This is a genomic window from Lentiprolixibacter aurantiacus (assembly GCF_026241225.1).
In the GTDB taxonomy this organism is placed as follows: Bacteria; Bacteroidota; Bacteroidia; order Flavobacteriales; family Flavobacteriaceae; genus Lentiprolixibacter; species Lentiprolixibacter aurantiacus.
Genome location: NZ_JAPFQP010000004.1, coordinates 1 through 14,908 on the forward strand (window position 1 = coordinate 1; position 14,908 = coordinate 14,908).

The window sequence follows — 14,908 nt, forward strand, 5'->3', positions numbered from 1 at the left end:
GATCAAACTCTTCATCGTTAAATCATAATAATCACTAACGAACCCGAATCCAAGATCCTGTCCCGTATCTCCTCATTGTTTTGGAAATAATTCTAATTTGTACTTCTTCTCATCAACCATAAATGGCTAACGAAAAAACGCTTGTCTCTGCCAATATTTCAATGAACTTTTGATATTCTTACCCCACAGATCTTATCCCTCATTCAATCATCTCATCCGTAAAGCGGGTGCAAATATAGAGGACTTTTTTTAATTAAAAATAAATTATCGGGTATTTTTAAGATTTTTTTAAGCCCCAAAAAATTAACCTTCTCTAAAAGAGATTATTACTTAAAAAAGCAACAAAAAAAGGCTACTAAAGATAAGTGATTTTAAAGACTCCTGCAACTATTTTTTTTGCTTGTTGCTCCTGGCCCATTTATTCGTAAGCGTGGCGTAATCATAGTCCAGCACGCTCTTCTGTCGCTCCAGCCTGTTGGCCGCGAAAGCGCGCTGTAATATATCTTCAATAAGATAGTCCTCCTCCACAAGTTCAGGATGGAACTCCTCCTTGATATTAATCTTGAACATCTTGGCTGTGGTATTGTACCAAAAGGCGCGCCATCCGCTCCTCAGCTCCTTTACCAGATCAAAAGCCGTGGTGCCCGTCTGGCGGTAGATAAGCTTGACCAGGATCTGACCCTCAGTGCGCGTAAGTTTTTTTAATTCTTCTGAAAACTCCCCCTCAATATATTTCTGCACGAGCCTCGTATACTTTTTCCGCTTGCGTTTGGAATTTATGTTTTCCAAACGCTCATTAAGGCTCACCAGTCTTTCGGATGCAAGCTTTGCATAAGGATAAACCTTTAAAGTTTTCCTCCGGAGGATATAATAGCGCAATTTTTCCTGGTAACTTCCAAATTCCAGTTTACTAAACAGATATACCTCATCAAGGGCAATGGAAGTTCGAAATATGGAATCACCCTCTACAATGATCAGCCGCTCAGTAACCGAATCCAATGGCTGATCTGCTACCTGACTGAAAAGCATCAGGGGAACACAAAAGATGATTGCAAAAATCCAATTCCTGCCCATTGGCAAATGCTTGATCATAATGTTTCAAAATTAAACATAAAGCAACAAAGCCTGTACTAAATAAAAGTGAATATTCTTAAGTTTGTAGCTAAAGAAAAAACGTATGAGCAATAAGAATATTATTACTGATAAATCCCTGGATTTCTTTGAACGATACCTCAACAATGCATCCCCTACCGGATATGAATGGGAGGGCCAAAAAATCTGGATGGATTACCTGAAGCCTTATGTAGATACTTTTATTACAGACACCTATGGAACAGCAGTAGGGGTAATCAATCCGGAAGCCGAGTACAAGGTGGTTATCGAAGGTCATTCCGATGAAATTTCCTGGTACGTCAATTATATAACCGATGATGGCATAATCTATGTAATCAGAAATGGAGGAAGTGACCACCAGATTGCCCCATCCAAATGGGTTAATATTCACACCAAAAAGGGTATTGTAAAGGGTATATTTGGCTGGCCGGCAATCCACACACGGGATCGCAGTAAGGAAGAACCCCCAAAACTGGACAATATTTTTATCGATGTAGGCGCCAAAGACAAAAAAGAAGTCGAAGCGTTAGGCGTACATGTAGGCTGTGTCATTACCTACCCGGATGAATTTCAGATACTGAACGGTAATAAATTTGTTTGCAGGGCTATTGACAATCGCGCTGGTGGATTTATGATCGCCGAGGTTGCACGGCTTTTGCACGAGAACAAGGTTAAGCTTCCGTTTGGACTGTATATTACCAATTCCGTACAGGAAGAAATCGGCCTCAGAGGCGCAGAGATGATCACACAGCGCATCAAACCCAATGCTGCCATCATTACTGACGTCTGCCATGATACCACAACGCCTATGATCGACAAGAAAAAACAGGGTCATACGGAAATTGGTTCTGGTCCGGTGGTTTCTTACGCACCGGCAGTTCAAAATAAACTCAGGGAACGTATTCTGGAGACTGCAGAAGCAAAGGAAATTCCCTTCCAGCGCCTTGCCGCATCCCGTGCCACAGGTACAGATACTGATGCCTTTGCTTATAGTAATGGAGGTGTAGCATCGGCCCTGATCTCACTCCCTCTTCGCTATATGCATACTACCGTGGAAATGGTACACCGGGAAGATGTAGAGAATGTTATACGACTTATCTACGAAACTCTTCTGACCATTAAGCCGGGAGAGACTTTTAGCTATTTCGACTAGTCTTATCGCAATTTAGATTCAAGGCAGATGGAGGAGTATGTAGACGTAATGGATGCCGAGGGAAGGTACACCGGGGAAAGCGTTCCAAAGTCTCTAGCCCACAGCAAAGGCCTTTTTCATCCAACTGTGCATATCTGGTTCTACACCAGGGAAGGATACATCTTATTGCAGCAGCGGGGACGTAGTAAACCTACCTTCCCTATGCTGTGGGATGTGTCCGTTGCCGGACATGTAAGTTCCGGGGAATCCATAAGTGACGCCGCCATCCGGGAAATAGAGGAAGAGATTGGCTTAAGCCTGGAAAAAGGAGAACTCCATCTGCTGGGTGTATTTAAGTCGGAACAGCTACATCACAAAACCCTGATAGACCGGGAATTCCACCATTCCTTCCTATGCGAACTCAATACGCCTTTAGCTGCACTCAGGAAACAGGATAGCGAGGTAGAAGCCCTGAAGCTGATACCGCTGCATACCCTGGCCGAAGAGGTCTGGGGCATGGCAAACCCCCAGCGCTATGTACCCCATGACATATCTTATTACAAGGCGGTTATAAAGGCAATAAAAGAGCGGCTATAATTCTGAAATAAATAAATCGGGATCCTGCAACTGATAGGTTTTCTGGGTACCTTTTACCATGTCCTTAACTACAAATTGACCCTGATTGAGTTCTTCCTCCCCGATCATCACCACATAGGGCACCTGCCTGTTATTGGCATACTTCATTTGCTTCTGAATCTTGGTATTTTGGGGATACAGATCGGCCTTTATGCCATTATTCCTTAGTTTCTTGATTAGTTTGAGGGATTGCAATGCTTCCTGATTCCCAAAGTTGATAAACAAAACATCCAGGGTTTGATCTATTTCTTCCGGAAACAAACCTAATTCTTCCAGGACCAGGTAGATACGGTCCAAACCAAAGGAGATACCTACCCCACTGACGTCTTTCAGGCCAAAAATGCCGGTTAGATCGTCATAGCGGCCACCACCTCCAATAGAACCCATGGCTACCGCCTCTGGCGGTGCTACTTCCATGATAGTGCCAGTGTAGTAGTTGAGCCCCCTGGCCAGTGTGACATCAATTTCTATCCTGGTATCCCGACTATCCAAAGCATCAAGGCTTGTTATAATAAACCTGAGCTCCTCCACACCTTCTTTTCCGATCTCGCTATGGGAGAGGAAATCATCCAATTTGTCGAGCTTTTCCATTGCACTACCACTGAGTGAAAATAAGGGTCTGGCCTTTTCTATGGCTTCCATTTTTATACCCTTATCCTGCATCTCGGCGATTACGGCTTCCCTGCCGATCTTATCCAGTTTATCCAGGGCAACTGTGAAATCAACCAGGTGGTTTTTGGCACCGATAACTTCTGCAATGCCTGAGAGTACTTTACGGTTATTGAGTTTGATCTGGACGTCATTCAATTTCAACTCGGAAAATACAGCTCCGTAGAGCTGAATGAACTCAACCTCTTGCCACAGCGATCTGGGCCCAACAACATCGGCATCACATTGATAGAATTCACGAAAACGACCCTTCTGTGGCCTGTCTGCCCGCCACACCGGCTGGATCTGGTAACGCTTGAATGGAAAGTCAATCTCATTCTGATGCATTACCACATAACGCGCAAAAGGTACGGTTAAATCGTATCGCAGGGCCTTGTCCGATATTTTCGGAGTGAGGGATCTGGAGTCCTTGGAGCTATAGGTAAAATCGTCTACCTTTCTGATAAAGTCACCGGAATTAAGGATCTTGAAGATCAGCCTGTCCCCTTCTTCACCGTATTTGCCCATTAGGGTATCCATATTTTCCATTGCAGGAGTTTCTATGGGCATAAAGCCATAGATCCGGAAATACTTCCTTATAGTATCTATGATATAATTTCGCCGGGCTACTTCTCGCGGACTAAAATCCCGGGTGCCTTTGGGAATTGCTGGTTTCTGTGGCATGGAGTTAAATTCTTCTGCAAAGATAAAATAATGAGGTTTCTCTGGCTATGGCTCTTGATTATTCACCTATGATATCATCAAACCAACGGTACAAATCACCCCTGGTAATTACGGCTCCCTGCCTGATCAGCTCAAACTTATCCTGGTTTTGATCCTGGGAATAGGCCTTGGAAGCCGTCAGGTAATCTACGTAATCCGACTGCCAGTTCTTCTTGAACCAGGCAAACCCCTCCGAAGTGGTAAGGTCGATCTCCGGATTGCGGACCTTTACCGAAATTAACTTCATTTCTTTGTCGGCTAAGCAGAACAGATGCATATGCTGGGCTGATATGTTTTCCAGGTATCCTACACGGCTAAGCACCCCTTCCCAAATCAGGTCGCTGAATACGTCCAGCTCCTGCTCGGCCACTTCCGGTTTTTCGGTTTTTATGGCTTCCCATTCCGAAGCCGTAATGGATTGGGTTGCGAGGAAATTAATAAATTCCTCATGTAATTCTTCTAATTGTTCCTGTGTAAGCCTTGCGTACTTCATACGGCAAAAATAAAAAAGAGCTATGTCCCCATAGCTCTTTTATCTGATTATAAGTAATCTATTAACTTTTCTCAGCAACCACTTCAAAGGGGAAATCCACAATTACCTCACGGTGAAGTCGGATTTGCGCTTCGTAAGGTCCTGTCCTTTTAATTGAACCTCCTTTGATACTAATAAACTTGCGATCAATCTCGTGACCCACACTCTCCAGGGCAGCTGCAAGATCAATATTGGTTACCGAACCAAACAACTTGTCTCCGGCACCGGCCTTGGCAGGTATCTTGATTTCCAGCTCCTTGAGGGCAGTAGCCGTTTTATTGGCACCTTCTATCAGTTCCTTTTCCTTGTGGGCTTTTTGCCTCAGGTTTTCAGCCAGAACTTTCTTAGCTGATGGGGTAGCCAGTACAGCCAGCCCATTTGGGATCAGGTAGTTTCTTCCGTATCCGTTCTTTACTGTAACCAGGTCGTCTTTAAAACCCAGGTTCTGTACGTCTTCTCTTAATATAAGTTCCATGATCCTCCGCTTTTACTTTAATAAATCTCCTACATAAGGCATCAAAGCCAGGTGACGGGCTCGTTTAACTGCCTGGGCAACCTTTCTCTGATACTTCAGGGAAGTACCGGTAAGCCTTCTGGGCAGCAATTTACCCTGCTCGTTGACCAGCTTCATAAGGAAATCAGGATCCTTGTAGTCGATATATTTGATACCGGACTTTTTAAACCTGCAATATTTCTTTTGCTTGTTGGTTTCGATGTTGAGCGGGGTCAGATACCGGATCTCACCATCTTTTTTACCTTTTGCTTGTTGTTGTAATGTTGCCATCTTTACTACGCTTTAATGTTTAGTTTCTCCCTGCGTTTCTCCGCCCAGGCTATAGCGTGCTTGTCTAGCTTAACAGTCAGAAAGCGCATTACGCGCTCATCTCTCCTGAATTCCTGTTCAAAAGGGCCAATTGCCTCTCCAGAAACAACGAATTCAAACAAATGGTAAAAACCACTCTTTTTGTTCTGTATGGGATACGCAAGCTTTTTCAGCCCCCAATTTTCTTTGGCCACCATCTTGGCGCCTTGTTTTTTCAAGAAATCCTCAAATTTCTTTACTGTTTCCTCTATCTGCGTATCAGATAGAACGGGATTTAAAATGAAAACAGTTTCGTAATTGTTCATAAATATGTTATTGAATTTTAGGAGCGCAAAAGTAATAAAAATTAGCTGCAAGCACAAGAAAACTAAAAAATCTTCGTTAATGCATATAAATCTTGAAATCTGAACTTAACCTAAAACGTAAAAAAGTATGGTCATCGCCATGTACAAGGACATTTAACATTGTTTACAACTTTTGTTGCCTAAACAGTTGTTTTTTCAGTATTTTGTCGATGATTTAACCCCACAAATCAACCATTTATGAAACTTAGAAGTATCGTTGTTGATGACTCCTCTATGCAACGTATGGCAGTTGCAAAGCTCGTAAACAACCATCCTAACTTAACCCTGGTGGCTGACTATAGCAATGCTATTGAGGCCAAAAACGGGATTAAGAACAATGAAATTGACCTGATATTCCTGGACGTTGAAATGCCGATTATCAGTGGCTTTGATCTGCTCGAATCCCTTGAAAACAGACCTCAGGTTATTCTTATCACGGGAAAGCCGGATTATGCACTTAAAGCCTTTGATTACGATGTAACCGATTACCTGCATAAACCCATTACCATGGCGCGTTTTGACGCTTCAGTTAAGAGGGCGGTTACCAAGTATGAGCAGTTGCATAAGGTTAACGAGGATGAAGAGCATATTTTCGTAAAGAGTAATCTGAAAAAGCGCAAAGTTATCCTGAATGACATTAAGTGGATTGAGGCCCTCGGAGACTATATTAAATTAGTTACAGATGAGGCTAACATCGTTATCCTTTCTACCATGAAGGCCTTTGAGAAGCAACTTCCGGCCGAAAAGTTTCTGAGGATACACAAATCCTACATTGTTAACCTGGAGAAGATCGAAAAATTCAACAGCAAAAATGTAGAGGTTAGTGGTCGTTCTATCCCGCTGAGCCGGAACAAAAAGACGGAGCTTGCTGAGGCCCTGAACAACTTCTAGAAATAATCTACATTATATATTATTCGTACCCCACGGTACGGGGCGATGGCATTAAAGGATTGTTCCAGTCTTTTAATGCCATTTTTTGTTTTGCTCAGGGAATAAGACGGAGGTATTTTGATCAGTATGTTCTTCAAATACTGGTTACGGATCCTGGCCACAGGTGGAAATTCAGGGCCCAGTACCGGAAAGCGAAAAATGTTGCGAAGTCCTTGTGCAAACCAGGCTGAAGCCTCACTTAGCTTGTTGAAATCCCTGTGCTTCAGGGTAATTTTGATAACCTTGTAGGTAGGAGGATACTGGAATTGTTCCCTTTCATATAACTGCTCGCTGTACATGCTCTCATAGTCTCCTGTAGACACTTGCTTCAGAATCTGATGATAAGGATTATAAGACTGCACAATAACCTTTCCCCTTTTCTTAGTTCGCCCTGCCCTGCCGGCAACCTGGGTAAGCAGTTGAAAGCTTCTTTCATGTGCACGGAAATCCGGAAAGTTGAGCAGTGCATCCGCATTCATTATACCTACCAGTTTTACGTGCCTAAAATCCAGTCCCTTGGTAACCATCTGAGTTCCTACCAGGATATCAATTTCCTGTTCTTCAAAAGATGTAATAATATTGCGGTAGGCATGTTTCCCCCTCGTGGTATCCAAATCCATCCTTGCAATGCAAGCTTCAGGAAAGAGCTCCTTTAGCTCCTGCTCTACCTGTTCAGTGCCAAACCCCTTTGTATCTAAAGTGTTACTTCCGCAGGCTTCACAACTGGTATGCAGAGCTGTATTGTGGCCACAATAATGGCAGCGCAATTGATTTCTTGTCCGGTGGTAGGTAAGGCTAACATCGCAATTGGGACACTGCGGGCAATGACCACAGGTCTGGCATTCCAAAACGGGTGCATAACCTCTTCGGTTTTGAAATATAATTACCTGTTCTTTATCCTTCAGTGCCTCCTCAATTTCCAGAATAAGTCGGTCAGAAAAATGCCCCTGCATTCGCTTTCTCCTGATTTTATCCTTTATGTCTACCAATTCAATTTCAGGCATAAGCACGTTACCATACCTCCTGCTTATCCTGGCAAAACCATATTTACCAGTCCTGGCATTGTGAAAGCTCTCAAGGCTGGGAGTGGCAGAGCCCAGTAGTATATCACTTCCATGGAACTTGCCTAGTACTATAGCCGCATCACGGGCGTGATACCGGGGAGCCGGATCGAACTGCTTGTAAGAAGTCTCATGCTCTTCGTCTACGATAACCAGTCCCAGATCCTGAAAAGGAAGGAATAAGGCCGAACGCGCACCTACCACCAATTGGGCCTTTACTTTCTGGTGCAGTACATTGTTCCACACCTCTACCCTTTCCTGGGCATTGTAGCGGGAGTGGTAAACTGAAAGCTGATCTCCAAAATACTGCTGTAAGCGGGCTATCAACTGGGTGGTAAGGGCTATTTCAGGCAGCAGGTAGAGTACTTGTTTGCCCTTCCTGAGAGCGGACTGCACCAGGTTAACATAAATTTCAGTCTTACCAGAAGAGGTAACCCCGTGCAACAGCACTACCTTATCTTCTCCAAACTGATCCACAATATCCTTTAAAGCTTCCTTTTGATGGGAATTCAAGGCCTTTGGTGGCAGAGGTTTATCCCCCTTGTAACTTACGCGGTCTGTACGCAACCAGGATTCCAACAATACACCTTTTTTTACCAGTGCCTTGAGGATGCTGGCGGAAGCTCCGCTCTCCTTTTGCAACTCTTTTGCTTTGAGCAGCCTGTCTGAACCGCCTTTGAGCTGAAACAATTTCAAGATCACCTGATACTGCTTCGGGGCACGGGACAGGGAATCCAGCAGTTCCGAAAGGGCTTCCTCAGAAGAATACTGTTCGTGCAGGTCCACATAGCAGACCATCTTGGGTTTGTACTGCTCATCCAATATTTCCTTCAGAAGCACTACTCCCTTATTTATCAAAGAGTTAATTATAGGGAGAATGGTTTTCCTGCCGGTGATGTCCATGAGGTCATTTATTCTGAGACTTTCCTGGTACTGCAGTGCTTCATAGATCAAAAACTCATTATCTGTGAGCTCCTGCTCTGCCACTTCCACATCCTGGTTCCGGATTATCAGGGTCTCACTCTCCAGCAGAAATGGTCCTGGTAAAGCCGCCCGGAACACTTCCCCAAGTGTACACATGTAATAGGAGGCCATCCATTCCCAATGCTTCAACTGCAAGCCGTTAACAACCGGATTTTGGTCTAGTATCTGATGAAGGGGCTTGGCTTCATATACCTCCGGGGCATTCTGATGGATGCGGTAAACAAGTGCTGTATAGATCTTGTTTTTTCCAAAGGGGACTGCTACACGCATTCCAGGCTGCAATTCATCCGCTTCACTGGGCGTCACCGCATAGGTAAATGCCCGTTCCAGAGGAATGGGAAGGATTACGTCTATATAATATGCGTTGGCCATTGATCTTGAATAATTACAGCGGTTCTATCGAACCTTCAGTGGGTTCCAAAAGTACTTCAGGGAAGCCCATATTATTTCTTACGGATGTTTTTGTGGAGGTAATTCAGGGTAGCATTGAGCTCAAATCCCAGGAGCAGAATAATCGAATTCAGCCAGATATATACCATGAGGATCAGTAAACCTCCAAGTGCACCGTATAATTCATTGTAGCGAGCAATTCTCTCCACATAAACACCAAAAAGATAAGAGGTCAGAAGAAAGAGCAGGGTAGTCATCAGGGCACCGTAGGAAAAGAATTTTGCCTGTTTGCCTTCTGCTGTTCCAAAATAATACAGGGTGGCTGTGGTAAGGTAGGAAAGTACTATAAAGAAAACGAATTTCCCAACGCGGGCACCCAGTATGTAATTTTCCGTAAGATTATAACCCCTTGTCTTAGCCGCCCACACACTCAGGTATTCCAGGATATAAAGGTCCACATAAACATAGGCCACGGCTCCCAGGATAAGCAAAATGGATAATATCAACCCTACCATAAGGGCATAGAAATATTGCTTGAAGAAATTTCGGGTGAGCTCAATATGATATGAGGTTTCAAATCCACCGAATATGGCGTTAACGCCATTGGCCATGAGGAAAATGGATAGGAGAAAGGTGGAAGAAAGCAGTCCTCCCCTTTTCTGTCCTTTGATTTGCTGATAGATTTCCCCAAAATAATCACTGGTGGCCGAAGGCAGAAAGGACTCCAGGAACAACAGGAATTGGGCGTCAAAATTTTCGTTCCCTATACTCAATAAGGGGATAACAAATGGAATCAGGGTAATTAGAAAAATCAAAAGGGGGAAAAGGGCTAAAAACAAACTGAATGCTATAGAACTGGCCCTTGCCGAGAGGGTACCCTGTATGATCCCTATAATATACATCTCCATGATATCGTAAAGGGACAATCCCTCCAGGGCCGAAAAACGGACCGATTTCATAAAACGGACCAGGCCATTTACAACAGGTATTTTTTTGAGTCGTTCTTCTATCTCTACGGACATCTATACCGCTTTTAGGCTAAGATCCATATTATAAACCGAATGTGTCAGGGCTCCGGAAGAAATATAATCTACCCCACAAGCAGCGTACTGGGCAATGGTATGTTCATTAATACCTCCGGAGGATTCGGTCTGGCAATTGTTGCCAATTAACTGCACCGCTTTTCGAGTGTCTTCGTATGAAAAATTGTCGAGCAGTATGCGGTGTACGCCATCCTCAGCCAGGATCTGTTTTACTTCGTCCAGGTTTCTCGCCTCAACAATTATCTTCAGGTCTTTTTTATTTTCCTTCAAGTATGCCGAAGTCTTTTTAATAGCCTCTGGAATACCCCCCGCGAAATCAATGTGGTTGTCTTTCAACATGATCATATCATACAGGGCAAATCGATGGTTCTCTCCTCCGCCAATCTTAACGGCCCATTTCTCCAGGGCACGTATACCCGGGGTTGTTTTTCGGGTATCGAGGATCTGCGTTCCTGTGCCTTCGAGTAGATCCGCAAAATACCTTGTTTTGGTGGCTATAGCACTCATGCGCTGCATTGCATTCAATACCAGCCTTTCAGCCAGCAATATGCTACGTGATCTTCCACTCACATAAAAGGCTATATCACCAAAATTTACCCTTTCACCATCCGCTATTCGGACATCCATATTCATTTCCGGGTCTACATAGGCAAATACCTGCCTGGCAAAATCAACGCCGGCAATAACGCCGGTGTCCTTGACCAGCAATTTGGCCTTGCCTAGGGCATGTTTAGGGATGCACGCCAGCGAGCTATGATCCCCGTCCCCGACATCCTCACGAATGGCATTGGCAATGATAATATCTATTTCTTTCTGGAATTGATCCTTGGATATCATGAAGCAATAATACGGTAACGCTAAATTACTAAAAACATAGGCCACGGGAATATCCTGTAGCCGGGATTATTTTACCTTTGGCATATGAAGATTAAACTCCTGGTTGTTGGAAAAACCCAAAGCGCTGACCTCGCGGGCCTGATCGATACCTACACCAGGCGCGTTAACCGTTATCTCCCTTTTGAAATAGAGGTGATTCCTGACCTCAAAAAGGCCGGTAACCTTCCTGAGAACACTCTTAAACAGAAGGAGGGTCTGCTAATTCTGGATCGTCTCAGAGATGGCGATACCGTATTCCTCCTGGATGAACGTGGCAAACAGTACGGTTCTGTTGAATTTTCCAAATTCCTGCAGGAACAAATGAATCGGGGAGGCAAACAACTTATTTTTGTAGTGGGTGGTGCCTACGGCTTCGACAAAGAGGTTCACAACAGCTCACAGGGCAAAATAAGCCTCTCCAAAATGACCTTCTCCCACCAGATGGTTCGCCTGTTCTTTGTAGAGCAGCTTTACCGGGGATTCAGCATACTTAGAAATGAACCCTACCACAATCAGTAAATCCGTGGTTTAGTATAGCACACGGAATTTGATTGTGTGTTCAATGCGCTTGAGGTCCTTGATTACTTGCTTGTTGTAATCCTTGTCCAGGTCGGTGATAACATAGCCCACATCACTGTCCGTAGATAGATACTGCCCTATAATGTTCATATCGTATTGAGCAAGCACTTCATTGATCCTCGCCATGATACCCGGCACATTCTCATGGATATGAAGAAACCTGTGCGCATTGACCTGTTTGGGGAGGCGGATATTTGGGAAATTAACCGCATCAACAGTATTCCCTGAATTGATGTACGCCATGATCTTGTTAGGAACAAAGTCGGCAATATCGCGTTGTGCTTCCTCGGTGCTACCGCCAATATGGGGTGTGAGAATCACATTGTCCAGTTGCTGTAACTCACTCTCAAAACGCCCGTTTTTCCTGGGCTCTTTCGGATACACATCAAAAGCGGCACCAGCCAGTTTTTTTGTCTTCAATGCCTCAACAAGGTGGGGTATGTCCACCACAAATCCCCTGGATAAATTGATCAGGAATGCCCCTTTACGCATCTGGGCCAGTTCCCGTTCCCCAATAAAATTCTTATTAGCCGGGTTATCATCAATATGAAGAGACACTACATCGGATACATTTAACAAATCTTCAAGTGTATCGCATTTTACAGCATTACCAAGGGCCAGGCGGTCTTCAATATCGTAGTAATACACCCGCATGCCCATGGCCTCTGCAAGGACGGATAACTGCTTTCCAATATTACCATAGCCCACAATACCCAGGTTTTTTCCCCTTACTTCATGAGAGTTGGATGCAGTTTTATTCCAGATACCGGAATGGAGTTCCTTATTCCTTGGAAAAATGAAACGCATTAGCATGATAATTTGTCCAAGGGCCAATTCAACCACCGATCTGGTATTGCTGTATGGAGCATTGAATACTACAATCCCATGTTTTTTGCAGGAATCAAGGTCAATTTGTGTAGTACCTATGCAAAATGCACCAATCACCAGCAACTTGTTCGCGGCATCCAGAACTTTAGGAGTAATCTGCGTCTTGGATCGAATGCCCAGTACATGGACTCCTTTTATCCTTTCTATGAGCTCGTCTTCAGAAAGGCTCCGGTCTACCAGCTCTACCGAGAAACCGTCTTCAGAAAGGTTGTCAAAGGCCACAGGGTGTACATTCTCCAGCAACAATATCTTGATTCGGTTTTTAGGATAGGACAGGTTCCTGGGAAGATCGTTAACAAATAAAAATTCATCCAGGTTGGGTGCCACATGGTCTGCATTGCTCGCTGCTTTTTCCCGGTGTACATTCTCCGTGTAGGCAAAAAACTTATGAGCAATACCGGCCTCCCTCATTACATAATCACTGTATCCGTCACCGATCACCTGAACTTCACCTTCCAGATCCAGCATTTTGAGGCATTCTATTTTACCGTTATGCGTAGCCAGCACATTGGTCTCGTCAAATCCAACAATGTTTCCTTCTTCATCGAATTTAAAGGTGTTGGCGTAAACCCGTTCGGAGGGAATATCATATTCGGCCACTATGGGGTCAATAAATTCCTTGAAACCACAGGAAATCACATAGATGTCATCGGAAAACTTTTGAAAGAATTCCTTGTTGGAAGCAATGGACTTGGAAATTTTCTGCCTTAGTTCTTCAACAAGGGGCTTAAGATGCTCCTTATGGGCCTTGAGCAATTTAATGCGACTTTCCAGTGACTGAGTAAAGGAAATATCTCCGTCTATGCCCAGATTGGTAATTTCCTGTATCTGCGCTATAACATCGTCCCTGTCGATCCTCCCCTGAAGCGTCATTTCTGCAAGCACATCCAGGGCCTCCACCTGTGTCAGGGTGCTGTCAAAATCGAATACATATTTTCTTCCCACCGTAATAAAAGCTGTCTTGATAAAGCTGCAAAACTATAAATTAAATCTGTCTCCCTGAATGATAAGAATCATTTACCTTCCAGAATTAATGAGCTGATAATTAATGTCCGTAATTTATGAGAATATGCTAAAACCATCGGCGGACCATACTACAGTATTGCTTATACGCCGGTCCAAAAATCTTCTGGAGATGCTGTTCCTCGGGCTTTATCTGAAAGGCATTCATATAGTACACGAATGCGGCCGCAGTTAGCGTATTAAATGCATTTCCCAGCCAGAGGCCCAGGGAAAGCAGGATCAGCAATAGGGAGAGGTACATCGGGTTTCTGGAGATCTGGTAGACGCCCGAAGTAACCAGTTTTCGGCTTTTCTGCGGGTGAAGTGGGTCAACGGAGGTTTGGGAAAGGAAAAATTGTACCAGTGCAATCAACGCAATAAGCATAGCGAGTAGCAACAAAGCTCCAATGAGCCATATCCTTCCAAAGAAATTAAAATCACCTACAGGCAAAAACGCCGCTACAGCCCACATAAGCCCACCAAATACAAAAAATACAACTACCGGTGGAATCCTTAATTCCATGCTTTTATTTTTACTCCCCTAAAAATACCGATTTAACTCCAGCTATTGTATCTTCCCGCTTACACTTATTTGATTATGAAACTCGTTTTTGCCACTCACAATCAGGGTAAACTCATAGAGGTACAAAGACTACTCTCAAAAAATATAGAGCTCGTATCCCTGGATGATATAGGATGCAGGGAAGATATTCCCGAAAATGGCTTGACTTTAGAAGAAAATGCTCTGGCCAAGGCGCAGCACGTAAAGGATAAGTATGGCTTAGATTGCTTTGCGGATGATACGGGCCTGCTGACCGATGCACTAGGTGGGGCTCCAGGGGTATGGTCGGCTCGTTATGCCGGACCTGAAAGAGACCCTCTGCAGAATATGAATAAATTACTTCAGGAACTGCAAGGGGTATCGAACAGATCGGCCAGATTCCAGACGGCAATAGCGCTCATTCTGGAAGGCAGGACACATTTTTTCTCGGGAGTGGCTGAAGGGACTATAATTGAAACAGCCAGGGGAAATAAAGGCTTTGGCTATGATCCCATATTCCTGCCGGAAGGCGAAACAAGGACGTTTGCCGAAATGACCCTGGCAGAGAAGAACCTTATCAGCCACCGGGGCAAAGCGTTAAAAAAGCTTAGTAAATTCCTGAGCAAAATGGATCAGGGTTGACATAAGTGAAAAGAAATCAGC

At 44.2% G+C, this 14,908-nt stretch carries 16 protein-coding genes; 5 read left to right on the top strand and 11 right to left on the bottom strand.

Annotated features, from left to right (window positions below; all coding sequences use genetic code 11):
- Positions 1-387: 387 nt before the first annotated feature.
- The gene (locus OO016_RS11300; RefSeq protein WP_266015486.1) at positions 388-1,029 is read right to left on the bottom strand and encodes a DUF4294 domain-containing protein; all 642 of its coding nucleotides are present in this window, start codon (positions 1,027-1,029) and stop codon (positions 388-390) included.
- A gap of 148 nt (positions 1,030-1,177) precedes the next feature.
- Between OO016_RS11300 and OO016_RS11305 the strand changes: the two genes are divergently transcribed.
- Both OO016_RS11305 and OO016_RS11310 read left to right on the top strand, forming a co-directional pair.
- Positions 1,178-2,266 (top strand): M42 family metallopeptidase, encoded by a 1,089-nt coding sequence (locus OO016_RS11305; protein WP_266013912.1) that lies wholly within the window; start codon positions 1,178-1,180, stop codon positions 2,264-2,266.
- Between the two features lie 27 nt (positions 2,267-2,293).
- A complete protein-coding gene (locus tag OO016_RS11310; RefSeq protein WP_266013914.1) occupies positions 2,294-2,842 on the top strand; it encodes an NUDIX hydrolase in 549 nt (182 codons plus the stop codon).
- On the opposite strand, the gene hisS is transcribed toward OO016_RS11310, so the two are convergent.
- The 5 genes from hisS to rpsF all read right to left on the bottom strand — a co-directional run bounded on the left by hisS (position 2,837) and on the right by rpsF (position 5,912).
- Complete coding sequence (gene hisS, locus OO016_RS11315; protein WP_266013916.1) at positions 2,837-4,213, bottom strand: histidine--tRNA ligase; 1,377 nt, start codon at positions 4,211-4,213, stop codon at positions 2,837-2,839. The two genes, OO016_RS11310 and hisS, sit on opposite strands and share 6 nt — an antisense overlap.
- Positions 4,214-4,271: 58 nt before the next feature.
- The gene (locus OO016_RS11320) at positions 4,272-4,745 is read right to left on the bottom strand and encodes a DUF6495 family protein (protein ID WP_266013918.1); all 474 of its coding nucleotides are present in this window, start codon (positions 4,743-4,745) and stop codon (positions 4,272-4,274) included.
- Between the two features lie 61 nt (positions 4,746-4,806).
- Positions 4,807-5,259 carry a 50S ribosomal protein L9 gene (rplI, locus tag OO016_RS11325; RefSeq protein ID WP_266013920.1) on the bottom strand — a complete coding sequence of 151 codons (453 nt, stop codon included), beginning with the start codon at positions 5,257-5,259 and terminating at the stop codon, positions 4,807-4,809.
- A gap of 12 nt (positions 5,260-5,271) precedes the next feature.
- The gene (gene rpsR, locus OO016_RS11330; RefSeq protein ID WP_129604536.1) at positions 5,272-5,568 is read right to left on the bottom strand and encodes a 30S ribosomal protein S18; all 297 of its coding nucleotides are present in this window, start codon (positions 5,566-5,568) and stop codon (positions 5,272-5,274) included.
- Between the two features lie 5 nt (positions 5,569-5,573).
- Positions 5,574-5,912 (bottom strand): 30S ribosomal protein S6, encoded by a 339-nt coding sequence (rpsF, locus tag OO016_RS11335; RefSeq protein ID WP_266013929.1) that lies wholly within the window; start codon positions 5,910-5,912, stop codon positions 5,574-5,576.
- Between the two features lie 237 nt (positions 5,913-6,149).
- Between rpsF and OO016_RS11340 the strand changes: the two genes are divergently transcribed.
- Complete coding sequence (locus OO016_RS11340; RefSeq protein ID WP_266013931.1) at positions 6,150-6,842, top strand: LytR/AlgR family response regulator transcription factor; 693 nt, start codon at positions 6,150-6,152, stop codon at positions 6,840-6,842.
- Here OO016_RS11340 and priA read toward each other — a convergent pair.
- The 3 genes from priA to nadC all read right to left on the bottom strand — a co-directional run bounded on the left by priA (position 6,839) and on the right by nadC (position 11,196).
- Positions 6,839-9,298 (bottom strand): replication restart helicase PriA, encoded by a 2,460-nt coding sequence (priA, locus tag OO016_RS11345; RefSeq protein WP_266013933.1) that lies wholly within the window; start codon positions 9,296-9,298, stop codon positions 6,839-6,841. The two genes, OO016_RS11340 and priA, sit on opposite strands and share 4 nt — an antisense overlap.
- A 71-nt stretch (positions 9,299-9,369) precedes the next feature.
- Positions 9,370-10,338, bottom strand: coding sequence for a YihY/virulence factor BrkB family protein (locus OO016_RS11350; protein ID WP_266013936.1), 969 nt, complete (start codon positions 10,336-10,338; stop codon positions 9,370-9,372).
- Positions 10,339-11,196, bottom strand: a complete 858-nt coding sequence (gene nadC, locus OO016_RS11355) for a carboxylating nicotinate-nucleotide diphosphorylase (protein WP_266013938.1) — start codon at positions 11,194-11,196, stop codon at positions 10,339-10,341.
- 84 nt (positions 11,197-11,280) lie between these two features.
- Here nadC and rlmH point away from each other — a divergent pair, with 84 nt between their 5' ends.
- Positions 11,281-11,754: a 23S rRNA (pseudouridine(1915)-N(3))-methyltransferase RlmH gene (gene rlmH / locus OO016_RS11360; protein ID WP_266013941.1), complete on the top strand. Its 474-nt coding sequence runs from the start codon at positions 11,281-11,283 to the stop codon at positions 11,752-11,754.
- Between the two features lie 9 nt (positions 11,755-11,763).
- Here rlmH and serA read toward each other — a convergent pair whose 3' ends face one another.
- Positions 11,764-13,647, bottom strand: coding sequence for a phosphoglycerate dehydrogenase (serA, locus tag OO016_RS11365; protein ID WP_266013943.1), 1,884 nt, complete (start codon positions 13,645-13,647; stop codon positions 11,764-11,766).
- A gap of 127 nt (positions 13,648-13,774) precedes the next feature.
- On the bottom strand, positions 13,775-14,227 hold the full coding sequence (locus OO016_RS11370; RefSeq protein ID WP_266013946.1) for a methyltransferase family protein: 453 nt from the start codon (positions 14,225-14,227) through the stop codon (positions 13,775-13,777).
- A 75-nt stretch (positions 14,228-14,302) separates the two neighbouring features.
- On the opposite strand from OO016_RS11370, the gene OO016_RS11375 reads away from it, so the two are divergent.
- Entirely contained in the window at positions 14,303-14,887 is a 585-nt protein-coding gene (locus OO016_RS11375) for a non-canonical purine NTP diphosphatase (protein ID WP_266013949.1), read from the top strand.
- Positions 14,888-14,908 lie beyond the last annotated feature (21 nt).